This window comes from Streptomyces sp. NPDC057307 (assembly GCF_042667665.1).
Taxonomy (GTDB): domain Bacteria; phylum Actinomycetota; class Actinomycetes; order Streptomycetales; family Streptomycetaceae; genus Streptomyces.
Genome location: NZ_JBHUZM010000038.1, coordinates 12960 through 34532 on the forward strand (window position 1 = coordinate 12960; position 21573 = coordinate 34532).

Genomic DNA, 21573 nt, shown 5'->3' on the forward strand with positions numbered 1-21573 from the left:
GCCTCCCCTCTTTCGCCATCACGCTCCGTGCGGGACGCTCACAGATGGCGGCAGCGTAACGAGGAGGCATCAAGTGGTCGACGCACATCGGACATTCGTCATCGTCGGTGGTGGGCTCGCCGGGGCGAAGGCCGCGGAAACCCTCCGTTCCGACGGATTCACCGGCCGAGTGATCGTCATCGGGGACGAGGGAGACCACCCCTACGAACGCCCCCCGCTGTCCAAGGGCTTTCTGACCGGCAAGGAGGAGCGCGAGAGCGTCTTCGTCCACGAACCCGCCTGGTACGCCCGGCACCAGGTGGAGCTGCACCTCGGCCAGACGGTCACCGAGGTCGACCGCGAATCCCGCTGCGTCCACCTCGGCGACGGCACCTCCGTGCGCTACGACAAACTGCTCCTCACCACCGGCTCCGAACCGCGCCGCCTCGACATCCCCGGCACCGACCTCGCGGGCGTCCACCATCTGCGCAGGCTCGCCCACGCCGACCGGCTGCGCCACGTCCTGAGCGCCCTCGGCCGCGACAACGGCCATCTGGTCATCGCCGGCGGCGGCTGGATCGGCCTGGAGGTCGCCGCGGCCGCGCGCGGGTACGGCGCCGAGGTCACCGTCGTCGAGCCGCACCCGACCCCGCTCCACCAGGTCATCGGCCCGGAGCTGGGCCAGCTCTTCACCGAACTCCACAGCGAGCACGGCGTACGGTTCCACTTCGGCGCCCGGCTCACCGAGATCGTCGGCCAGGACGGCATGGTCCTCTCCGTCCGTACGGACGACGGCGAGGAGCACATGGCGCACGACGTGCTCGCCGCGATCGGCGCCGCGCCCCGTACGGGTCTCGCCGAGGCCGCCGGACTCGACCTCGTGGGCCGGGAGCACGGCGGCGGCATCGCCGTCGACCTGGGCCTGCGCACCTCCGACCCGGACATCTACGCGGCGGGCGACGTGGCCTCCGTCCCGTTCTCGCTGCCCGGCACCGACCTGCCGGCGGACAGGCTGCGCGTCGAACACTGGGCCAACGCGCTCAACGGCGGCCCGGCCGCCGCCCGCTCGATGCTCGGCCAGGACGTGACGTACGACCGGCTGCCGTACTTCTTCTCCGACCAGTACGACCTGGGCCTGGAGTACTCGGGCTGGGCGCCGCCCGGCAGTTACGACCAGGTCGTGGTGCGCGGCGACGCCGGAAAGCGGGAGTTCATCGCCTACTGGCTCAAGGACCGCCGGGTGCTCGCCGGGATGAACGTCAACGTGTGGGACGTCACCGGCGACATCCAGCGGCTCATCCGCTCCGGTGCCCAGCAGGACCTCGACGCCCTCGCCGACCCGACGGTGCCGCTGGACACGCTCGGCACCTGACCGCCCTCACGCCGGTCCGGGGACCGGGCGTAACGGACTGTCGGTGCGGGCCCGTAGAATTCTGGCGTGGCAGGCAGGATCAACGACGACGACGTGAAGGTGGTTCGGGACGCGGTCCCGATCGACACCGTCGTGTCCGAGTACCTGCAACTGCGCCCCGCCGGCGGCGGCAACATGAAGGGCCTGTGCCCCTTCCACGACGAGAAGTCCCCGTCCTTCCAGGTCAGTCCGAGCAAGGGTCTCTTCCACTGCTTCGGCTGCCAGGAGGGCGGGGACACCATCGCCTTCGTGATGAAGATCGACCATCTCTCCTTCTCCGAGACCGTCGAGCGCCTCGCCGCCAAGGCGGGCATCACCCTGCGGTACGAGGAGGGCGGGTACAACCCCACCCACCAGCGCGGCGAGCGCATCCGGCTGGTCGAGGCGCACAAGGCGGCAGCCGACTTCTATGTGGAGCAGCTCGGTGGCGAAGAGGCCGAGATCGGCCGGAAGTTCCTGGCCGAGCGGGGCTTCGACCAGGCGGCGGCCGAGCACTTCGGGGTCGGCTACAGCCCGGCGGGCTGGGACCATCTGACCCGGTTCCTGCGCGGAAAGGGCTTCAGCGACAAGGAACTGCTGCTCGCCGGGCTCTCCCAGGACGGCCGCCGGGGCCCGATCGACCGCTTCCGGGGCCGGCTGATGTGGCCCATCCGCGACATCTCGGGCGAAGTGGTCGGCTTCGGCGCGCGCAAACTGCGCGACGACGACAACGGGCCGAAGTATCTGAACACCCCCGACACCGCGATCTACAAGAAGTCCCAGGTGCTGTACGGGGTGGACCTGGCCAAGAAGGACATCGCCAAGGCCAGCCGCGCGGTGGTGGTCGAGGGGTACACCGACGTGATGGCGTGCCATCTCGCGGGCATCACCACCGCCATCGCCACCTGCGGCACGGCCTTCGGCACCGACCACATCAAGATCCTGCGCCGGCTGCTGATGGACAACGGCAGCGCCCGGGTGATCTTCACCTTCGACGGTGACGCGGCGGGCCAGAAGGCCGCGCTGCGCGCCTTCGAGGACGACCAGAAGTTCGCCGCCGAGACCTACATCGCGATCGCGCCCGACGGCATGGACCCGTGCGAGCTGCGCCTCAGCAAGGGCGACGCGGCGGTCCAGGACCTGGTGGAACCGCGCACACCGCTCTTCGAGTTCGCGATCCGCCAGATCGTGTCCCGGTACGACCTGGAGACCCCGGCCGGCCGCGCGTCCGCGTTGGACGAGGCGGGCCCCATCGTGGCCCGGATCAAGAACGGCGCGTCGCAGCACGAGGTCGCCGTCCAGCTCGCCGGCATCCTCGGCATCCTGGACACCCAGTTCGTGGTCAAGCGCGTGGCGCAGATGGCGCGTTGGGCGCGCGACCGGGGCGGCCGCGGCCCGGCGGGTCCGGCGTCGGAGCGCGGCGGCCAGGCGGGCCGCCCCTCGTCCTCGTACGACTCCGGCCGGTCCCCGGCCCTCTCCGGCCCCGCGCTCAACCTCCGCAGCCCCGCCCACCGCACCGAACGCGAGCTGCTGAAGCTGGCCCTCCAGCGCCCGGAGCTGGTCTCCCCGGCCTTCGACGCCTACGGAGTGGACGAGTTCACCGCCCCGCCGTACGCGGCGGTCCGCCGGGCGGTCGAGGACGCGGGCGGCGCGGAGCAGGGCATCGCCTCGGCGCCGGAGTATCTGGCGGGAGTCCGCGAGGCCGCCCCGAACGACGCGGTCCGCGCGCTGGTCACGGAGCTGGCGGTGGAGGTGTTCCACGGCAAGACGATCGACGAGGCGTACGCGGGGGAGCAGCTGGTCCGCGTCCGGCTGCGCGCGGTCGACCTCCGCATCCACGACGTGACGGGCACGCTGGCACGCCTGGGCACGGGCGCGGACGCCGAGCGCCACCAGGCCGTACAGAACGAACTGTGGGTGCTCCAGCAGTACCGCCAGTCGCTGCGCAACAGCGGCGCGGCGGCGCTCTAGGTCCTGTCCGCAAAGTCCCGCCCGGCCCGCGATGCCTGGACGGCGCCCCCCCGGAATCGGCCATGTACGGCCGGGCCGTCCACCACGTCGATCCTCCGCCTTGCGATGCACCGCACCAACGAGACATCAGCCGCTCCGTGGCGCCCGCAGGCCCCGCCCTGCGGGCGGACGGCGCTACTTCGCGGACACGCCTTAGGTTCGCGAGCCCGCGACGCCTGGCTGGCACCCCCGGAATCGGCCATGTACGGCCGGGCCGTCCACCACGTCGATCCTCCGCCCTGCGACGCACCGCACCGGACGGCCGCGCAGTCCGTCCGGCGATCGAGAAGCGAACCGCCCACCGGGCGGGCCCGGCGTCGATACCTCCGCAGTCACTCCAGCCCCACCCACCCCAACTCCCGCCGTTCTAAACATCCTTAGGTAACCGGCCGGTTACGCACGGGACTCAGAAAGTCCCCGCACACCTCTCGTGGCGGCCCTGTGCCGTGCGCCACACTGGGCAGCGGTGCCTGTGTTCTCGGAGCGCGGCCGGTCCACCCACCGTGGACCTCTGACCCCCGCGGATCCGCTCATCGTGTACGGGACTGACGGCGGCCCGGCCGCCCACGTCCCGCTGCCGCACGCCCCCGATCCGGCAGCGATCACCCTGGAGGCCGCCCCCGTGCAGACCCAGACCCTGACCGAGACCGAGCTTGCGTCGGCGGTTCCACCACAGAGCCGCGCCGCGCACCACCCCGAGGCGACCCCCGAGCCGGCCCCGGAGACCGTCACCGAGGACCCGGTGGACATCCCCGAGATCCCCGAACGCGTCGGTCCGCGCGGCAAGGCCGACAGCGGCGGGCCCTCGTCCGACCTCTTCCGGCAGTATCTGCGGGAGATCGGACGGATCAAACTGCTCACCGCCGTCGAGGAGGTGGACCTCGCGCGTCGCGTCGAGGCCGGACTCTTCGCCGAGGAGAAGCTGGGCTCCACACCCGACCTGGACTCCCAGCTCGCCCTCGACCTCGACCGGCTCGTCGTCCTCGGCCGGATGGCCAAGAGACGGCTGATCGAGGCGAATCTGCGGCTCGTCGTCTCCGTCGCCAAGCGCTACGTCGGCCGCGGACTGACGATGCTCGACCTCGTCCAGGAGGGAAACCTCGGCCTGATCCGGGCCGTGGAGAAGTTCGACTACGCGCGCGGCTACAAGTTCTCCACGTACGCGACCTGGTGGATACGCCAGGCCATGTCCCGGGCCCTGGCCGACCAGGCCCGTACGATCCGGGTCCCCGTCCATGTGGTCGAGCTGATCAACCGCGTCGTCCGCGTCCAGCGCCGCATGCTCCAGGAGCGAGGGTACGAACCGACCCACGAAGAGGTCGCCGGACAGCTGGAGTTGACCGCCGAGCGGGTCGGCGAGGTCCTGCGGCTCGCCCAGGAACCCGTCTCGCTGCACGCGCCGGTGGGCGAGGAGGACGATGTCGCCTTCGGTGACCTGATCGAGGACGGCGACGCGGCCTCACCCGTCGAGTCGGCGGCGTTCCTGCTGCTCCGCGAGCATCTGGAGGCGGTCCTCTCCACGCTCGGCGAGCGCGAACGCAAGGTCGTCCAGCTCCGTTACGGCCTGGCGGACGGCCGCCCCCGCACGCTGGAGGAGATAGGGCGGATCTTCGGTGTGACGCGCGAGCGGATCCGGCAGATCGAGTCCAAGACCCTGAGCAAACTGCGCGACCACGCGTTCGCCGATCAGCTCCGCGGCTACCTGGACTGAACGCCGGCCCGGACGGAACCGGACGGGCCGCGCACGCGACCCGTCCGGCACAGACTCCCGAAAGTCCGCCGGACCCTAGTCCACTTCCGCGACCGCCTGCGCGAACTGCGCCGCGTACAGCCGCGCGTACGCGCCCTTCGCCGCCAGCAGCCCCTCGTGCGTGCCCTGTTCGACGATCGCGCCGCTCTCCATCACCAGGATCACGTCCGCGTCCCTGATCGTGGACAGCCGGTGCGCGATCACGAAGCTCGTCCGCCCGTGCGCCAGTTGGGCCATCGCCTTCTGGATCAGCACCTCCGTACGGGTGTCCACCGAACTGGTCGCCTCGTCCAGCACCAGGATCACCGGGTCCGACAGGAAGGCCCGCGCGATCGTGATCAACTGCTTCTCGCCCGCGCTGACACCCGACCCCTCGTCGTCGATCACGGTCTCGTACCCGTCGGGCAGCGTCCGGATGAAACGGTCCGCGTGCGCCGCCCGCGCCGCCTCCTCGATCTCCTCCCGGGTGACCTCGCGCGCCGCGCCGTACGCGATGTTCTCCGCGATCGTGCCGCCGAACAGCCACGTGTCCTGGAGGACCATGCCTATTCGGGACCGCAGGTCCTCACGCGACATGGTCGCGATGTCGATGTCGTCCAGACTGATCCGCCCGGCCGTCACCTCGTAGAACCGCATCAGCAGATTGACCAGCGTCGTCTTGCCGGCACCCGTCGGGCCGACGATCGCGACCGTCTGACCGGGCTCGACCGACAGTGACAGGTCGTCGATGAGCGGCTTGTCCGGGTCGTAGCGGAACGCCACGTTGTCCAGCGCCACCCGTCCCCGCAGCTCGTGCGGCCGCTCCGCGGACGGCGCGTCCTTCTCCTGCTCGTCCGCGTCCAGCAGCTCGAAGATCCGCTCGGCGGACGCGACCCCGGACTGGACGAGGTTGGCCATCGACGCCACCTGCGTCAGCGGCATCGAGAACTGGCGGGAGTACTGGATGAACGCCTGCACATCGCCGATGGACAGCGTGCCCGACGCGACACGCAGCCCGCCGACGACCGCCACCAGCACATAGTTCAGATTGGAGATGAAGAACATCAGCGGCTGCATGACCCCGCTGTTGAACTGCGCCTTGAAACCCGCCTCGTACAGCGCGTCGTTCTGCTCCTTGAACGCCCGCGCCGACTCGTCCTGCCGCCCGAAGACCTTCACCAGGGCGTGCCCCGTGTACATCTCCTCCACATGCGCGTTCAGCGTGCCCGTGGACTTCCACTGCTGCACGAAGTGCGGCTGCGAGCGCTTGCCGACCTTCGTCGCCACCAGCACCGACAGCGGCACGGTGATCAGCGCGACCAACGCCAGCAGCGGCGAGATCCACAGCATCATCCCCAGGACACCGACGATCGTCAGCAGGGAGTTGATGAGCTGGCCCATCGTCTGCTGGAGCGTCTGCGAGATGTTGTCGACGTCGTTCGTCGCCCGGCTCAGCACCTCACCGCGCTGCTGCCGGTCGAAGTACGACAGCGGCAACCGCGACAGCTTGGCCTGTACGTCCTCACGCATCCGGTAGATCGTGAGATTGATGACCCGGATCGACAGCCGCGTCGAGACCAGCATCAGCAGCCCCGCCGCCACATACACCGCCAGCGCCACCAGCAGCACCCGGCCGACCGCGTCGAAATCGATGCCCTGCCCCGGCGTGAAGTCCACCCCGGAGAGCAGATCGGCGAGCCCGCCGTCGCCCTCCTCCCGCAGCCGCGAGACGGTGTCCGCCTTGCTGACACCGCCCTGCGTCTGACGGCCGACGACACCCGCGAAGATCAGGTCGGTCGCCGAGCCGAGTATCTTCGGGCCGACCACCGACGCCGCCACGCTCAGCACACCCGCGGCGAGCATCCACCACAAGGTGACCTTCTCGCGCGCCAACTGCCGCAGCAGCCGCTTGCTCGACCCCTTGAAGTCCATCGACCGCTGCGTAGGAGCACCCGCGCCGGCCGCCATCATGCGTCCACCAGGACCGCTCATCAGGCCGCCTCCGCCTCGGTCAGCTGGGAGAGCACGATCTCCCGGTACGTCTCGTTCTCGGCCATCAGCTCGTGATGACGCCCCTCACCGACCACCCGGCCCTCGTCCATGACGATGATCCGGTCGGCGTCGCGGATGGTCGCCACCCGCTGGGCGACGATCACCACCGTCGCCTCGGCGGTCTCGCGGGACAGGGCGGCGCGCAGCGCCGCGTCCGTCGCGTAGTCCAGCGCGGAGAACGAGTCGTCGAACAGATAGATCTCCGGCCGCTGCACCAGCGTGCGCGCGATCGCGAGACGCTGACGCTGCCCACCGGAGACGTTCGTGCCGCCCTGCGCGACGGGCGCGTTCAACCCGCCCTCCAGGTCGGCGACGAACTCCTTGGCCTGCGCCACGTCCAGCGCGTGCCACAGGTCCTCGTCCGTCGCGTCCGGATTGCCGTACCGCAGATTCGTCGCCACCGTTCCCGAGAACAGATACGGCTTCTGCGGCACCAGACTGACCGTCTTGGCCAGCAGGACCGGATCGAGACCGCGTACGTCCTCGCCGTCCACCAGCACCTCGCCGGCCGTCGCGTCGACCAGCCGGGGCACCAGCCCCAGCAGGGTCGACTTGCCGCTGCCGGTCGAGCCGATGACGGCGGTCGTCTCGCCCGGTCGCGCCGTCAGTGACACCGCGCGCAGCACCGGCTCCTCGGCCCCCGGGTAGCGGAACTCCGCGCCCCGCACCTCCAGATGACCGTGCCGGCGCAGCATCCGCACCGGATCCTTCGGCGGCACCACGCTCGACCTGGTGTCCAGCACCTCCTCGATGCGCTCGGCACACACCTCGGCGCGCGGCACCATCATGAACATGAAGGTGGCCATCATCACGGCCATCACGATCTGCATCAGATACGCGAGGAACGCGGTCAGCGCGCCGATCTGCATCCCGCCGCTGTCGATGCGGTGCGCGCCGAACCAGACGACGGCGACCGACGACACGTTCACGACCGTCATCACGACCGGGAACATCAGCGCCATCAGCCGGCCGGTCGCCAACTGCATCTCGGTGAGACCGGTGTTGGCGCCCTTGAACCGCTCCTTCTCGTACTCGTCCCGGACGAAGGCCCGGATGACGCGATTGCCGGTGATCTGCTCGCGCAGCACCCGGTTCACCGTGTCGAGCCGCGTCTGCATGGTGCGGAACAGCGGGCGCATCCGCTTCACGATCAGGCTCACGGAGATACCGAGGACCGGCACGACGGCGAGCAGCACGCCCGACAGCGGGACATCCTGGCCGAGCGCCATCACGATGCCGCCGACACACATGATCGGGGCCGACACCATCAGCGTGAACGACATCAGCACCAGCATCTGGACCTGCTGGACGTCGTTGGTCGTACGCGTGATCAGCGACGGCGCCCCGAACTGCCCGACCTCGCGGGCGGAGAAACTCTGCACCCGGTCGAAGATCGCGGCCCGCACGTCACGGCCGAGGGCCGACGCGGTGCGCGCACCGTAGTAGACCGCGCCTATCTGGCCGAAGACCTGGGCGACGCTGACGGCGATCATGAGACCGCCGAACTCCATGATGTAGCCCGTGTCCCCCTTCACGACACCGTTGTCGATGATGTCCGCGTTGAGGGTGGGCAGATAGAGGGTGGCGCAGGTCTGCAGCAGCTGGAGCGCCACCAGCAGGCCGATGGCTCTCTTGTAGGGGACCAGATGCGTTCTGAGTAGTCGTAGCAGCACGTGCTGTCTCTCGGGCTCGGCAAGATCGGGGGTCGGACCCATCCTGCGGCACTCCGGCCACCGGAACCCAAGGGTTTTCCACAAAAGACCGGTCAAGAACGACTGTCATACCGGAGAGGTCGTTCCGGAAGGCCCCGCTCCCGCACCGCCCGCACTCCCTACACCCCCGGCGCCGCCGAGAAGGCGCCCGGATGGATCTGCTCGCGGGCGGCCGTGTACTGCTGCCGCACCGCCGCGCCGACCGCCGCGTCCTCGCCCGGCTCGAAGACCTGCGCCGCCGCTCCGCGCCAGTCGGGCGGGCTGTGCGGGGACAGTGTGTTCTTCGAGACACCCAGCGCCCAGGCTGCCTGACGCGCCGCACCGAGCGCCGCGTACTCGGCCGGCTCGGGCACGACGACCTGCGCCCCGAAGATCCCCGGCGCGCACGTCTGCACGGCGGGCAGCCCGGCCGCCGCCCCCAGCAGGAACACCCGCCGCACCTCGACCCCGCGCCCGCGCACCACGTCCATCGCGTCGGCCAGTGAGCAGAGCATCCCCTCGAACGCGGCCCGCGCCAGATGCTCCGGCTTCATCGACTCACGCCGCAGACCGGTCAACGTGCCGGCCGTATGCGGCAGTTGCGGTGTCTTCTCGCCCTCCAGATAGGGCAGGAACACCAGACCCGACGCACCCGGCGTGGACTTGAGCGCCAGCGCCGACAGCTCGTCCAGGTCCTCGGTCCCGAGCAGCTCCGCCGTGCCGCGCAGGGCCCGTACGGCGTTGAGCGTGTGGACGACCGGCAGATGCATCCCCGTGGCGTCGGCGAACGACGTGATCATCCCGGACGGGTCCGCCAGCGCCTCGTGGTGCACGGTCATCACCGACCCGGAGGCGCCCAACGACACGACCGCGTCACCGATCCCCACGCCGAGCCCGAAGGCGGCGGCCATGGTCTCGCCCGTACCGGCGGATATCAGCAGCCCCTCGGGGGTGGTCCCGGCGGCCTCGGCCGGACCGAGCACCTCCGGCAGCGCCGCCTGGTGACCCAGCGCCAGCTCCATCAGATCCGGCCGGTACGCACCCGTGCGGGCCGACCAGAAACCGGAACCAGACGCCGCGCCCCGGTCCGTCGTCCGCCGGGCCGGCCGGCCGAGCAACTGCCACACCAGCCAGTCGTGCGGCTGAAGGACCATCGCCGTACGCCGCGCCGCGTCCGGTTCGTGCCGCGCCAGCCAGCGCAGCTTCGCCACCGGCTGACCGGACTGCGGCACCGATCCGACGGCCTCGGCCCAAGCCTGCCGCCCGCCGAGCGCGTCGATCAGATCGGCGGCGGCGACCTGCGCGCGCTTGTCGTTGCCGAGCAGCGCGGGGCGTACGAGATTGCCGGAGTGGTCCAGCGGCACGAGCCCGTGCTGCTGCGCGGAGACACCGATGGCCTCCACGCCCTCCAACAGCCCGCCGCCCGCGGCCTCGCCGAGCGACAGCAGCCAGACCTGCGGATCGACCTCGGTGGCCTTGGCCTCCACGGGATGCGCCGCGTATCCCTGCTTCAGCACGGCACCCGTGTCCGCGTCACACACGACGATGCGCGTGGAACCCGACGAACTGTCCAACCCGGCGACTATTCCCATGGCACGATTCTGCCGCACGCGCGAAGCTACGGCGGTGTCCGGGACCGCTCCGGGCGCCGGACACCCGGCGCGGCGGGTCAGGTGTTGGTGGTCCCCCAGTCGTCCTCACCGTTGTGGTTGCGCGAGCGCAGCGACCGGACCCGGTCGGCGACGGACCCGGGGACCTTGTCCCCGACCTTGTCGCTCACCGAGTGGTACGCCTTGCCCGCGTACTCACGCCCGGACAGCGCCGCCGTCTCTGCGGCGTTGCGCACGGCCGGGTTCTGCGAGATCCGGTTGGCGGACTTCTTGAGCTGCTCGTAGCGCTCGCGCCCGGCCCTGGTACCCAGTACGTAACCGACAGCCAGTCCCGCGATGAACGTGAGGCGCCGCATGGCCTGCCACCCTTCGTTAGTTCGTTGGCATCGGACCTTGAGCCGTGACGTCCGCCTACCCCCCAGGCCCGAGATCACCCAGTGTGACCCGGCGGGATACCGATTGGCGGAGCACCCCCCTGCTTGCGCTAATGTATGTGTCGCAGCGAACGTCCGCCGCCCGGCAGAGCCGGGGTGGGTACGTTCGGTGCATACGCAGCAATCCCCTGTAGCTCAATTGGCAGAGCAGCCGGCTGTTAACCGGCAGGTTACTGGTTCGAGTCCAGTCGGGGGAGCGCGATCTCCTGTAGCTCAATTGGCAGAGCATTCGGCTGTTAACCGGAGGGTTGCTGGTTCGAGTCCAGCCGGGAGAGCAAGCACGGAAGAGGACCCCTCGGGGTCCTCTTTCTTGTGCCCGCGTCCGCCGGTTTCCTGTGCCCGCGTCCGCCGCCGACGGCGCTTGAACGGTCCGGGGACGCTTCGGGCACGGTTCAAGGACCGTCTTCCGGGTGATCTTCGGGGTTCCTGGAACCGGCCGACGCGGGACGAAGTCCTCATGGTCAGGCGTTGTCGACCATCCGAGGCAGGAGATCGTATGAGCGGCTATGCTGCGGCAGACGGCGCGCACAAATGTGCGCGACGCGCCGTTAGGGGCGGTAGCTCAGCCGGTTAGAGCAGCGGACTCATAATCCGTCGGCCGTGGGTTCGAGTCCCACCCGCCCCACCGCGCGGCGCAGGTGACGAAACGTTTTCACCTGCGAGAACAGAATGCACGGACCAAGGCCCCAAGCGTGGAGGACACGCCGGGGCCTTTCTGCTCGCCCCCTGCTCGCCCCGAGAGTTACGCGATCAAGGAACGTGAACTCGTTCAGCGGATGCGTGGCCGGGTTCGAACGCCACGGAACCCCGCCCACGAGGGCCCTCGGGCCAGGCAGGGGCGCTCGCCGCCCGACGGACGCGTCAGGGCCGGGGTTTGTTCGCGAACACCCAACGGTTGCCCTCCAGCGCGTCGTTCCGCTCCGGCAGCGGGCCGCGGCCGTGGTGGCGGGTGAAGTCGAAGGGGGTGTGGACCGATGTGGACCAGCCCTTGCCGCGCAGATCACCCGCCGAGTCGGGCCGCGGCTCGCCGTCGAACAGACTGAGCAGGTCGATACCGATCTGGTCGTTCGTGGAGACATAGAGCGGGCTGTCGCGGTAGTCCAGCAGGTCCTTCTCCAGCTTGACCTCGAACGCCAGAGCGCTTCCCCCCGCGCTCAACCGGTCCACCGTGTCGATGAGATACGTCTCGGCCGTGATGGGCAGGTAGAACAGCAGCCCCTCGGCCAGCCAGGCGGTCGGTGCGGCCGCGTCGAAGCCGGCGTTCGCCAGCGCGCCGACCCAGTCGGCGCGCAGGTCGATCGGGATCGGTACGCGCGTCGCCTTCGGGACGGCCGACAGCCCGCCGAGCACCTCGTGCTTGAACGCCAGCACGCTTTCCTGGTCGATCTCGAAGATCACGCAGCCGGGAGGCCAGTCGAGCCGGAAGGCCCGCGCGTCCAACCCGGCCCCGAGCAGGACCACTTGGCGGGCACCTCCCGTATGCACCGACTGAAGCAGGAAGTCGTCCAGGACCCGCGTCCGCAGGCCGAAGTAGCGTGCGAAACGGCCCCACAGCGGGTTCGCGTCCCCGTCGGCGGCCTGGTCCAGATGGACCGGCCAGCCCGCGGAGGCCGGTGCGGCTCGGACGAAGTGCTCCGCGTAGACGTCCTGCGCCAGGCTGTCGTGGCGGTGTGTCTCGATCGCCCGTGCCGCGGCGACCAGGAGGGCGGTCAGTCCGACGCCCCCCGCCACGCCTTCCGTACCGGTGCTCCGATGCGCTGTGTCAGTCATGCTCATCCTTCCGGGATCAGGACGGGTTTGATCACACGGCCCGCGTCGCAGTCGCGTTCGGCCTCGTTGATGTCGGCGAGTGGGTAGGTGCGGATCAGTTGGTCGAAGGGGAACCGCCCGGCCTGCCAGAGTCCGGTCAGCCGTGGGATCAGCAGTCCCGGCACCGCGTCGCCCTCGCAGATGTGGAAGATTCCCCGGCCCCGGTCCAGCGTCCCCGGCTCCAGCGGCAGCGCGGTGTGGAGCCGGGCCACCAGGCCGAGGCGGCCGGTCGGGCGCAGGGCCAGGAGTGCGTCGTTGATCAGCCGGGCGGAGCCCGTGGTGTCCAGCGCGTACCGCGCGCCGCCGTCGGTCAGTCGCCGGACACGGTCGGGCAGGTCGGGCGGGCCGGCCCGCGCGGCGTGCAGCGGGATCGCGCCCAGCCGTTCCGCGAGGGCCAGCCGTTCCGGGTGCCGGTCGACGGCCACGGTCACCGCCCCGGCGGCGGTTGCCGCCATCACCGCCGCCAGGCCCACCGCTCCCGCGCCGAAGACCGCGAGGGTGTCGCCGGGGCCGACGCCGAAGGAGTTGAGGACCGCTCCGGCGCCGGTGAGGAAACCGCAGCCGAGCGGTCCGAGCAGTTCGAGAGGCAGCGAGGGATCCACGCGTACGGCGTTGCGGGCCGGGACCATCGCGTACTCGGCGAACGAGGACTGACCGAACCACCGGGGAGCCAGTCCACCCCCGGCCGCGTCGGTGAACCGTGCCGCGTTCTCCTCGCGCCCGCCGAAGAGGTTGAGCGAGGCGAAGGAGTCGCAGTAGGCGGGGGCCGCGCCCACGCAGTTCCGGCAGCGTCCGCAGGAGTCGAAGCTCAGCACGACATGGTCGCCGACGCTCAGGCCGGTGTCGGGGCCGCCCGTCTCCACCACGACCCCGGCCCCCTCGTGGCCGAGCACGGCCGGCAGCGGGGAGCGGCCGGCCGAACGGCGGACCGCGAGATCGGTCCGGCACAGCCCGCAGCCCGCGATCCTGACCAGGATCTCGCCGTCGGCCGGTCCCGAGTGCAGGATCACCTCCTCAAGGGCGAAAGGGCTCTCGTACGAGCGCAGTACCGCCGCGCCGAACTTCCTCACGCCTCCTCCGGGCGGTGCACGACGAACGGTCTGAGGTTTCCGTAGAGCCCCCACGGCCCGCCCGCGACGCCGACGCCGCTCTCCTTGATGCCCGCGAAGGGCTGGGCGAGGGACAGTTCCGCGTGGTGGTTGATCCACGCCGTCCCGCACTCCAGCCGGTCGGCCACCGCCTCGGCCCGGTCGAGGTCGGTGCCCCATACCGAGCCGCCCAGTCCGAAGCGCGTGTCGTTGGCCGCGTCGACCGCCTCGTCGAGGCTGCTGTACGGCAGCACCGGCAGGACCGGGCCGAACTGTTCCTCCGTCACCACGGAGCTGGCCGGTAGGACATCGGTCAGGATGGTCGGGGCGAAGAAGTAGCCCGGCCGGTCCAGCCGGTGGCCGCCGGTCACGGCTCGGGCGCCGTCCGCCAACGCCCGTGCCGTGCACTGTTCGACCCGGGCCAGTTGAGGGGCGTTGTTGACCGGCCCCAGTTGCGAGCCCGCGTCGAGCCCGGCCCCGACGACGACGGTCCTGGCGTACTGCGCGAGCGCCTCGACCACCCGCGAGTGGAGCCTGGCCGGGGCGTAGACCCGCTTGACCGCCATGCAGACCTGCCCGCAGTTGCGGAACGCCGCCCAGAACAGCCGCTCCGCGATCCGCTCCACATCCACGTCGTCCAGCAGGATGGCGGCGTCGTTGCCGCCCAACTCCAGGGTGACCCGCGCGAGCGAGGCGCCCGCGCAGGCCGCGACGGCCCGTCCGGTGGGTATGGAGCCGGTGAAGGTCGTATGACGGATCCCCGGGTGGGACGCGAGGCGGGCGCCGAGAGGTTCGTGACCGGTGACGATCGTCAATACGTCCTCGGGGAGGGCGGCGGCGACGACCGAGCCCAGCAGCCGGGTGGCGAGGGGCGTGTACGGGGAGGGCTTGAGCACCACCGTGTTGCCCGCCGCGAGCGCGGGCGCGAACTTCGAGGACGCGAGCTGGAGGGGGAAGTTCCACGGAACGATCGCGGCGACGGGCCCGAGCGGTCGCCAGCGGATCTCGCCGCGTACCGGCCGGCCGTCCGTGATCTTCTGGGACTCGGGGGTCAGTTCGGCGAAGTAGCGCAGGCGGGCCGCCGTGCGGGCGACCTCCGCGTACGACTCGGCCAGGGGTTTGCCCTGTTCACGGGTGAGCAGGGGCGCGAGGTCGGCCCCGGCCGCCGCCACGGCGTCGGCCGCCGTGAGCAGTGCCTTGGAGCGGGCGAGGGGGTCGGACCGCCAGCCGAGCCAGGCTCGGTGAGCCCGCTCGACGACTGCGTCCAACTCGTCCGGCCGCTGGTCGGGAGCCTCGGCGAAGCCCTTGCCCGTGGCCGGATCGAGGACGGTGAAGCGCTCACCACGGCTGGTTGCCGCGTGACCGGGCCGGCTTGTCGGCATGCCGGCGGTCAGCTCGCGGCGTTGACGGCGGTGACGGTGACGGTGTTGGTGGCCGCGTGTTCCCGGGCATGCCGGTCCATCTCCGCCCGGAAGGCTGCCACCAGATGCGGCTGAATCCGTCCCGTATCGCGGTCGCCCCGCTCGCAGACCGCCCCGCGTACCCCCACGATGTCCGTGCCGATGCCGGTCAGCACTCCGAGGTCCCCCACCTTGACGCTGCCCGCGAGGGCGGCGAGCAGATCGGCCTCGTGGGCCAGCCTGACGAACTCCGCGCAGACGTCGGGCGGAACGTGGTCGAACAACCGCGTCCCGTCCTTGATCGCGGTGTCCAGCATGGCCGCGTCCGAGCCGGACCGGCGGGCGATGTCGGGCAGCGAGAGCGGGTTGACGCAGCCGATCCGGTGGGCGTCGGCGTAGCCCGAGGCGACGACGAACGCGTCCGGCCGGAAGTCCTTCACCGCCCGGACGACCCCTCGCATGACCTCGACGGCCTGCTCGGGCGTCGCGCATCCGTAGAGGCCGACCTTGATGTACGTGGCTCCGGAGACAGCCGCGCCGAGTGCCGCCTGGGCCACCGTGCCGGGCTTGTACGGTACGTCTCCGACCGTGGCGGACACCGGCTTGTCCGCCGGGACCGCGTCACGGATCTCCCTGATCACCCAGGGGAAGTTGGCGCCGAGCGAGCCCTCGGCGGGTCTTTTGACATCGACGATGTCGAGGTGTTCCGCCGCCTTCACACAGTCGCGGGCTTCTTCGACACTGTCGGGAGAGATGAGAAGCAACAACGTGGATTCCTTCCACCGCAGGTCGGCCTGCCGCGGGGCAGGTATGCGGAGTCGTCTGGATCACGTGCGGTCCGCTCATCATTTCCGGGGGCCGGGACCCGTGGCAGGGCGCGCGGAGAATCACCCGGGTCACTGCCCTCAACTCCCCACGCCCCCGGCGCGAGACGGCGGAGGGCGGTGCGGGCCTGCTGCCGGGCGCGGTGGGGGTTGTGCCTGCGCCGGCGACCTGCTGGTCGTCGCGCTGGCGGTGGCCCTGGAGAACCAGGCCGTGGGCGCGTACGACGCGGCTCTCAAGGCGGCCGCGGCGGGCAAGCTCGGCGCCGTACCGCCGACGTTCACGACGTTCGCGCAGACGGCGATGGCGCAGCACAAGGACCACGCGGGCGCGTGGAACGCGGTCCTGGCGTCGTCCGGCAAGCCCACGATCACCGACGTTCCGCTGTCCAACCAGGACGCGGTCACCAAGGCGCTGGGCCAGGTCAAGCACGTGCCCGGAGTGGCGAAGCCGGCGCCGCAACTGGAGGACCAGGCGGCGCAGACGTACGTGTTCGCGACGTTCAACGTCAAGAGCGCGGGCCGGATCAACACCGCGGCGACGATCGCCCCGGTCGAGGCCATGCACGCGGCGATCCTGCACTACGTGCTGGGGCAGTACCCGGTGCCGGACACCTTCATCGGCACCGACAAGGCGGCCAGCCCGACCTTGTTGACCGTCTGACCCGTCCGTGGTCCGACCCGGCGGCCCGTCGCCCTTCGACCACACGGGGCCCGCCGGAATCCGGGTCAGGTGCGCGTCCCCGCTCGCACCCGGCCCACTTGCCCCGGCCCGTCGCCCCGGCCCGTCGCCCCGGTCAGTCGTCCTTCGGGACCGGCCGGAGCCTCTTCGTCATCACCCGCTCCGTGGTCACGCCGTCGGACAGCAGGTCCCCCCGCTCGTCGGTGAGGACGAAGCCGTTACGGCGGTACAGCGCGGCGGCCGGTTCGTTGCCCGGGATCACCGCGAGCCGCAGCGTCGTGGCACCCGACCGCCGCGCCCATGTCTCGACCGCGGCGATCAGCCGGTCCGCGACACCGAGACCTCGCGCCTCGGGGCCGACCCACACCGACCTCAGCTCGCACACACCGCTGTCCCCGGGCACGCCGCTCGCCATGCCGACGGTTCGGCCGTTCAGCGACGCGACGACGTTGTACGTGCCCGGAGCCGCCAGACGCGCACGCCACCGTTCCTCCCCGCCCCGCCGCCAGTCCCCGAGCCGGGATTTGAACGCGTGCGGCGCCTCGGCCAGCGCGGCGAGCCGCGCCTCACGCCACAGAGGCCAGTCGTTCGCCGTGAGAACCCGCAGACGCACCATGCCCACAAGTCTGCGGTGACCTGCCGGAGAGCGGCCCGGCCGACGGCGCGCATTCGCGAGTGATTCCCTGCCCCACGCCCGCAGAAGCAAGGTGAAAGCCGCCCCAAGGCCCGCAGATATGATTCCGCTGCCCGCCCGGCGGGCATCACCCCGTCGCGGTGTCGCGCGTGCGCCGTTCGAAGGGGGAGATTCGATGGGCCGACTCAAGACACCACCCGGCGGCCTTCCTTCCGTACGCGCCGGGGCCTTCGCCCTGCTCGGTGAGGTGGGACGTCCCGGCACGCTGAGCGTCGCCGATCTGCGGGAGGGCTGGGAGCAGCACCGCGCCGACGTCGTCTTCGAGTGCGCGAGCAGCGGGCCCCGGCATCACACCTTCGAGGGGCCGCTCCTGCGTGAGGTCGTCGCCGACGCGCGGCCGGACTTCGACGTACGGCGCCGGCGGGACCGCTCCCGCTTCCTGCTGGCCGTCACCGGTGGGGACGGTCATCACACGGTGCTGTCCTGGGGCGAGATCGACCCCGACTTCGGCGCTGTGCCCGCCCTGCTCGCCACCACGCTCGACGGCGTGGCGCTGGACCTGGTGGGCAGTCAGCTCGTCGTGCCGACCGACCGCTGCGGGGCGCGCTACATCAGCGCGATCACCAGCGTCTGGGTCGGCGCCCGCCTCGTTCCCGATCCGGCTCCTGTGCCCGTGTGAGCCGGTCCCCGGCCTTGGGGGTTCATCCAAGGGGACGCGCATCTGCCATGGATAATCACCTCAAGCCTTGCAAATGCGAGGCTGGCGGCCTATCTTTCCGCGCATGCAGTCCTACACAATCGGTCAGGCGGCACGCCTGCTGGGCGTCAGCACCGACACCGCCCGTCGATGGGCCGACGCCGGCCGGGTCGCCACCCATCGCGACGAGGGCGGGCGACGGCTCATCGACGGCCGCGACCTGGCCGCGTTCTCGGTCGAGGTCGGCCAGAGCGGCAACGGCGGTGAGGAGGAGGTCTCGTACACCTCCGCCCGCAACGCGTTCCCCGGCATCGTCACCGCCGTGAAGCTCGGTGACGTCGCGGCCCAGGTCGAGATCCAGGCCGGGCCGCACCGGCTCGTCTCGCTCCTGACCAGGGAGGCCGTGGAGGAGCTGGGCTTCGAGGTCGGCATGCAGGCCACCGCCCGCGTGAAGTCGACCAGCGTGCACATCGACCGCACCTGACCCTTTTCGCAGATCAGCCTCTCCGCCCCGCCTCAGCTTTCCGCCTTCCAGGGAGTCCTCACCCTCATGTCCTTCACCCTCAGCACCGCCGCGCGTCGCGCCGCGGCCACCGCGCTCACCGCGGCCCTGTTCGTCCCGCTGACCGCGTGCGGCGGCGACGACAGCGACGACAGTGACACCGGTGCCAAGTCCACCGAGTCGGCCACCGCCACCGGCGCCCCCAAGGCGGACCTGACCGTTCTCGCCGCCTCGTCGCTCACCGACGTCTTCAAGACGGCGGGCGCCGCGTACGAGAAGGAGAACCCCGGCACCAAGGTGACGTTCTCCTTCGCCGGTTCGCAGGAACTCGCCGCGCAGGTCCAACAGGGCGCCCCCGCAGACGCGTTGGTCACCGCCGACACCAAGACCATGGACGGTCTGAAGGGCGACACCGGCACCCCGGCCGTCATCGCCAAGAACCGGCTCGTCATCGCCACCGAGGAGGGCAACCCGGAGAAGATCGAGAACCTCAAGGACCTCGCCGACCCCAAGCTCAAGGTCGTCCTCGCGGCGCCCGAGGTCCCGGTCGGCCGGTACAGCGAGCAGGTCCTCGACGCGCAGAAGATCGATGTGAAGCCGGTCTCCGAGGAGCCGAACGTCCGCGCCGTCCTCAGCAAGGTCGAACTCGGCGAGGCCGACGCCGGAATCGTCTACAAGACGGACGCGGCCACCGCCACGGACAAGGTGGACGCGATCGAGATCCCCGACGCGCAGAACGCCGTCGCCGAGTACCCGGCCGCCACGCTCAAGACGTCCGAACACGCCGAGGCGGCCGCCGCGTTCGTCGCGTGGCTCAGCACCCCCGAGGCGCAGAAGCTCCTCCAGGACGCGGGCTTCCAGCAGCCGTAACCCGCGTCAACCCACGTCAACTCGCTTGCGTGAGAGGGCGGGTGGGGGCGGCCGGCGGTCCGGCGGCCGACCGCCCGCCCGGCGCGGCGGACCGAAGCAGCCCGCAGGAGCCCGATGAGCCGTCTCAGCCTGATCCGCCGGGCCCCGGGCCGTACCCGTACGCGCACCCGTGCCCGTACTCCCGTCGCGCTCGCCGTCCCCGCGCTGCTCGCCGTCGCGTTCCTGCTGCTGCCGCTCGTCGGGATCCTCGCCCGCACCTCCTGGGGCGAGGCCGGTACGCATCTGACCAGCCCCGGAGTCGTCGAGGCGCTGGAACTCTCGCTCCTCGTCTCCTTCTGGGCCCTCGCGCTCTCCCTGATCCTCGGGGTGCCGCTGGCCTGGCTGCTGGCACGGGTGGACTTCCCCGGCAAGGCGTTCGTACGGTCCCTGGTCCTGCTGCCGATGGTGCTGCCGCCCACCGTCGGCGGCGTCGCCCTGCTCCTCGCGTTCGGGCGGCGCGGGCTGCTCGGGCCCTGGCTGGAGGACACGTTCGGCATCACCCTGCCGTTCCACACCTCGGGCGCGGTCGTGGCGGCGACATTCGTCGCGATGCCGTTCCTCGTCATCAGCCTCGAAGGCGCGCTGGGCGGACTGCGCCCCACCTACGAGGAGACCGCCGCGTCCCTCGGCGCCTCACCGGTACGGGTGTTCGCCACCGTCACCCTGCCGATGGTCGCCCCCGGCCTGCTCGCCGGGGCCGCGCTGACCTGGGCGCGGGCACTCGGTGAGTTCGGCGCGACCATCACCTTCGCGGGCAATCTGCCCGGCACCACCCAGACGCTCCCGCTCCAGGTGTATCTGCTGCTCCAGAGCTCGCCCGAGGCCGCCACCTCCGTGTCGCTGCTGCTGCTCGCCATCGCCATGGCCGTGCTGATCGCGCTGCGCGGACGCTGGACGGGCACACCGCGGGACACCGCCGACGCCGCCAACAGGCGGCGGAAGCAGACGACTTCACCGGACGACGACCCGACGGCCGGCGCGGACGCGGCCCCCACGGCTCCCACGGCTCCCACGGCGTCCCTGGCACCCCTGGCGCCCCTGGCGCTCGGCAAGCGAGGTGGGCCGACGACCGTCGAGGAACGCTGGGCGCTGCACGCCGACGTCACCGGCTTCACCCGCCTCACGCTCGACGCCGAACCCGGCACCACCATCGCCGTCGTCGGCCCCAACGGCGCCGGCAAGACCACCCTCCTGCGCGCCCTCCTCGGTCTGACCCCACGCGCCCACGCCGAGCTGCGCCTCGGCGCGCTCGATGTCACCGGGCTCCCACCGCACCGCCGGGGTGTCGCCTGGGTGCCCCAGGACGGCGCGCTGTTCCCGCACTTGAGCGCCCTGAGCAACACGGCGTACGGGCTCCGCGCCCACGGCGCCACCCGCGCCGAGGCGCGCCGGACCGCCCAACTGTGGCTCGACCGCCTCGGGGTGGGCCACCTCGCGCACCGCAAGCCCGCCCAGGTCTCCGGCGGCCAGGCCCAACGGGTCGCACTGGCAAGGGCGTTGGCGACCAGTCCTCGGCTGCTGCTGCTCGACGAACCGCTGGCCGCGCTCGACCAGACGACCCGCGCACGGGTACGGCACACCCTGCGCAGCCACCTCGAAGGCTTCGGCGGAGTCTGTCTGATGGTCACTCACGATCCGGTGGAGGCCGTGTCGTTGGCCGACCGGGTACTCGTCCTGGACGAGGGCCGCGTCGTCCAGGACGCGCCGCCCGCCGATGTCACCCGCCACCCCCGCTCACCGTGGGTGGCCCGGATGCTCGGCCGGAACGCCTGGCCCGGCACCGCGACCGCCGACGGCCTCGCGCCCACCGACGGCGGCCTGCTGGTCGTCGCCGATCCGCTGCCCCCGGGCACACGCGCGCTGGCGATCATCGCGCCGGAGGCCGTGTCCGTGCACCGCGACCGGCCGAGCGGCAGCCCCCGTAACGTCTGGCCCGGCACCGTACGCGAGATCACCTCCAGCGGCAGCCGGCTGCGGGTGCTGATCACCTCGGAGCAGGCCCCGGACCTCGTGGCCGAGATCACCCCGCAGGCCGCCGTCGAACTCGGACTGGCCGACGGGGTGCCGGTCTGGACGAGCGTGAAGGCGACGGAGGCGACCGTGGTCGCCGGGTGACTCCGCACCCGGCGTAGCCTG

The 21573-nt window shown here is 71.2% G+C and carries 17 protein-coding genes and 3 tRNA genes; 11 read left to right on the forward strand and 9 right to left on the reverse strand.

What is annotated here, in order from left to right; genetic code table 11:
* The first annotated feature begins 73 nt into the window (after nucleotides 1–73).
* From ACFUN8_RS16375 to ACFUN8_RS16385, 3 genes are all read left to right on the forward strand, one after another.
* Nucleotides 74–1351 carry an NAD(P)/FAD-dependent oxidoreductase gene (locus tag ACFUN8_RS16375; protein ID WP_383637082.1) on the forward strand — a complete coding sequence of 426 codons (1278 nt, stop codon included), beginning with the start codon at nucleotides 74–76 and terminating at the stop codon, nucleotides 1349–1351.
* A 66-nt stretch (nucleotides 1352–1417) separates the two neighbouring features.
* The gene (gene dnaG, locus ACFUN8_RS16380) at nucleotides 1418–3340 is read left to right on the forward strand and encodes a DNA primase (protein WP_383637085.1); all 1923 of its coding nucleotides are present in this window, start codon (nucleotides 1418–1420) and stop codon (nucleotides 3338–3340) included.
* Between the two features lie 505 nt (nucleotides 3341–3845).
* Entirely contained in the window at nucleotides 3846–5090 is a 1245-nt protein-coding gene (locus ACFUN8_RS16385) for a sigma-70 family RNA polymerase sigma factor (protein ID WP_383637088.1), read from the forward strand.
* 75 nt (nucleotides 5091–5165) lie between these two features.
* On the opposite strand, the gene ACFUN8_RS16390 is transcribed toward ACFUN8_RS16385, so the two are convergent.
* The 4 genes from ACFUN8_RS16390 to ACFUN8_RS16405 all read right to left on the reverse strand — a co-directional run bounded on the left by ACFUN8_RS16390 (nucleotide 5166) and on the right by ACFUN8_RS16405 (nucleotide 10817).
* The gene (locus ACFUN8_RS16390) at nucleotides 5166–7100 is read right to left on the reverse strand and encodes an ABC transporter ATP-binding protein (RefSeq protein WP_383637091.1); all 1935 of its coding nucleotides are present in this window, start codon (nucleotides 7098–7100) and stop codon (nucleotides 5166–5168) included.
* The gene (locus ACFUN8_RS16395; protein ID WP_383637094.1) at nucleotides 7100–8833 is read right to left on the reverse strand and encodes an ABC transporter ATP-binding protein; all 1734 of its coding nucleotides are present in this window, start codon (nucleotides 8831–8833) and stop codon (nucleotides 7100–7102) included. The genes ACFUN8_RS16390 and ACFUN8_RS16395 overlap by 1 nt, the downstream gene beginning before the upstream one ends.
* Nucleotides 8834–8991: 158 nt before the next feature.
* Nucleotides 8992–10443 carry an FGGY family carbohydrate kinase gene (locus ACFUN8_RS16400; RefSeq protein ID WP_383637097.1) on the reverse strand — a complete coding sequence of 484 codons (1452 nt, stop codon included), beginning with the start codon at nucleotides 10441–10443 and terminating at the stop codon, nucleotides 8992–8994.
* A gap of 77 nt (nucleotides 10444–10520) precedes the next feature.
* Nucleotides 10521–10817 carry a YtxH domain-containing protein gene (locus ACFUN8_RS16405; protein ID WP_383637100.1) on the reverse strand — a complete coding sequence of 99 codons (297 nt, stop codon included), beginning with the start codon at nucleotides 10815–10817 and terminating at the stop codon, nucleotides 10521–10523.
* A gap of 202 nt (nucleotides 10818–11019) precedes the next feature.
* Here ACFUN8_RS16405 and ACFUN8_RS16410 point away from each other — a divergent pair.
* The 3 genes from ACFUN8_RS16410 to ACFUN8_RS16420 all read left to right on the forward strand — a co-directional run bounded on the left by ACFUN8_RS16410 (nucleotide 11020) and on the right by ACFUN8_RS16420 (nucleotide 11520).
* A tRNA-Asn gene (locus ACFUN8_RS16410) sits at nucleotides 11020–11092 on the forward strand.
* A 5-nt stretch (nucleotides 11093–11097) separates the two neighbouring features.
* Nucleotides 11098–11170: transfer RNA gene (locus tag ACFUN8_RS16415), tRNA-Asn, on the forward strand.
* A 276-nt stretch (nucleotides 11171–11446) separates the two neighbouring features.
* Nucleotides 11447–11520: transfer RNA gene (locus ACFUN8_RS16420), tRNA-Ile, on the forward strand.
* 236 nt (nucleotides 11521–11756) lie between these two features.
* On the opposite strand, the gene ACFUN8_RS16425 is transcribed toward ACFUN8_RS16420, so the two are convergent.
* The 4 genes from ACFUN8_RS16425 to ACFUN8_RS16440 are packed head-to-tail and all read right to left on the reverse strand — an operon-like array spanning nucleotide 11757 to nucleotide 15959.
* Nucleotides 11757–12665 (reverse strand): class I SAM-dependent methyltransferase, encoded by a 909-nt coding sequence (locus ACFUN8_RS16425; protein ID WP_383637103.1) that lies wholly within the window; start codon nucleotides 12663–12665, stop codon nucleotides 11757–11759.
* A 2-nt stretch (nucleotides 12666–12667) separates the two neighbouring features.
* The gene (locus ACFUN8_RS16430) at nucleotides 12668–13774 is read right to left on the reverse strand and encodes an NAD(P)-dependent alcohol dehydrogenase (protein ID WP_383637105.1); all 1107 of its coding nucleotides are present in this window, start codon (nucleotides 13772–13774) and stop codon (nucleotides 12668–12670) included.
* Nucleotides 13771–15174, reverse strand: a complete 1404-nt coding sequence (locus ACFUN8_RS16435) for an aldehyde dehydrogenase family protein (protein WP_383637108.1) — start codon at nucleotides 15172–15174, stop codon at nucleotides 13771–13773. The genes ACFUN8_RS16430 and ACFUN8_RS16435 overlap by 4 nt, the downstream gene beginning before the upstream one ends.
* A gap of 8 nt (nucleotides 15175–15182) precedes the next feature.
* Nucleotides 15183–15959: a (5-formylfuran-3-yl)methyl phosphate synthase gene (locus ACFUN8_RS16440; protein ID WP_383637111.1), complete on the reverse strand. Its 777-nt coding sequence runs from the start codon at nucleotides 15957–15959 to the stop codon at nucleotides 15183–15185.
* 43 nt (nucleotides 15960–16002) lie between these two features.
* Between ACFUN8_RS16440 and ACFUN8_RS16445 the strand changes: the two genes are divergently transcribed.
* Nucleotides 16003–16677, forward strand: a complete 675-nt coding sequence (locus ACFUN8_RS16445; RefSeq protein ID WP_383637114.1) for a ferritin-like domain-containing protein — start codon at nucleotides 16003–16005, stop codon at nucleotides 16675–16677.
* A 133-nt stretch (nucleotides 16678–16810) separates the two neighbouring features.
* On the opposite strand, the gene ACFUN8_RS16450 is transcribed toward ACFUN8_RS16445, so the two are convergent.
* Nucleotides 16811–17311, reverse strand: a complete 501-nt coding sequence (locus ACFUN8_RS16450; RefSeq protein WP_383637117.1) for a GNAT family N-acetyltransferase — start codon at nucleotides 17309–17311, stop codon at nucleotides 16811–16813.
* A gap of 193 nt (nucleotides 17312–17504) precedes the next feature.
* Between ACFUN8_RS16450 and ACFUN8_RS16455 the strand changes: the two genes are divergently transcribed.
* From ACFUN8_RS16455 to ACFUN8_RS16470, 4 genes are all read left to right on the forward strand, one after another.
* Nucleotides 17505–18008, forward strand: coding sequence for a molybdopterin-dependent oxidoreductase (locus ACFUN8_RS16455; protein ID WP_383637120.1), 504 nt, complete (start codon nucleotides 17505–17507; stop codon nucleotides 18006–18008).
* Nucleotides 18009–18111: 103 nt separating this feature from the next.
* Nucleotides 18112–18510, forward strand: a complete 399-nt coding sequence (locus ACFUN8_RS16460; RefSeq protein WP_383637123.1) for a molybdopterin-binding protein — start codon at nucleotides 18112–18114, stop codon at nucleotides 18508–18510.
* Nucleotides 18511–18576: 66 nt separating this feature from the next.
* The gene (modA, locus tag ACFUN8_RS16465) at nucleotides 18577–19398 is read left to right on the forward strand and encodes a molybdate ABC transporter substrate-binding protein (RefSeq protein ID WP_383637126.1); all 822 of its coding nucleotides are present in this window, start codon (nucleotides 18577–18579) and stop codon (nucleotides 19396–19398) included.
* Between the two features lie 114 nt (nucleotides 19399–19512).
* Complete coding sequence (locus ACFUN8_RS16470; RefSeq protein ID WP_383637129.1) at nucleotides 19513–21552, forward strand: ABC transporter permease; 2040 nt, start codon at nucleotides 19513–19515, stop codon at nucleotides 21550–21552.
* Nucleotides 21553–21573: the final 21 nt, after the last annotated feature.

Bases quoted from the DNA above. Each gene is read 5' to 3' on its own strand.
- ACFUN8_RS16470 (WP_383637129.1), top strand. From the start codon at position 19,513: ATGAGCCGTCTCAGCCTGATCCGCCGGGCCCCGGGCCGTACCCGTACG.
- ACFUN8_RS16400 (WP_383637097.1), bottom strand. From the start codon at position 10,443: ATGGGAATAGTCGCCGGGTTGGACAGTTCGTCGGGTTCCACGCGCATC.
- ACFUN8_RS16405 (WP_383637100.1), bottom strand. From the start codon at position 10,817: ATGCGGCGCCTCACGTTCATCGCGGGACTGGCTGTCGGTTACGTACTG.
- ACFUN8_RS16435 (WP_383637108.1), bottom strand. From the start codon at position 15,174: ATGCCGACAAGCCGGCCCGGTCACGCGGCAACCAGCCGTGGTGAGCGC.
- ACFUN8_RS16450 (WP_383637117.1), bottom strand. From the start codon at position 17,311: ATGGTGCGTCTGCGGGTTCTCACGGCGAACGACTGGCCTCTGTGGCGT.
- ACFUN8_RS16425 (WP_383637103.1), bottom strand. From the start codon at position 12,665: ATGACTGACACAGCGCATCGGAGCACCGGTACGGAAGGCGTGGCGGGG.
- ACFUN8_RS16390 (WP_383637091.1), bottom strand. From the start codon at position 7,100: ATGAGCGGTCCTGGTGGACGCATGATGGCGGCCGGCGCGGGTGCTCCT.
- ACFUN8_RS16455 (WP_383637120.1), top strand. From the start codon at position 17,505: ATGGGCCGACTCAAGACACCACCCGGCGGCCTTCCTTCCGTACGCGCC.
- modA (WP_383637126.1), top strand. From the start codon at position 18,577: ATGTCCTTCACCCTCAGCACCGCCGCGCGTCGCGCCGCGGCCACCGCG.
- ACFUN8_RS16460 (WP_383637123.1), top strand. From the start codon at position 18,112: ATGCAGTCCTACACAATCGGTCAGGCGGCACGCCTGCTGGGCGTCAGC.
- ACFUN8_RS16445 (WP_383637114.1), top strand. From the start codon at position 16,003: ATGCGGAGTCGTCTGGATCACGTGCGGTCCGCTCATCATTTCCGGGGG.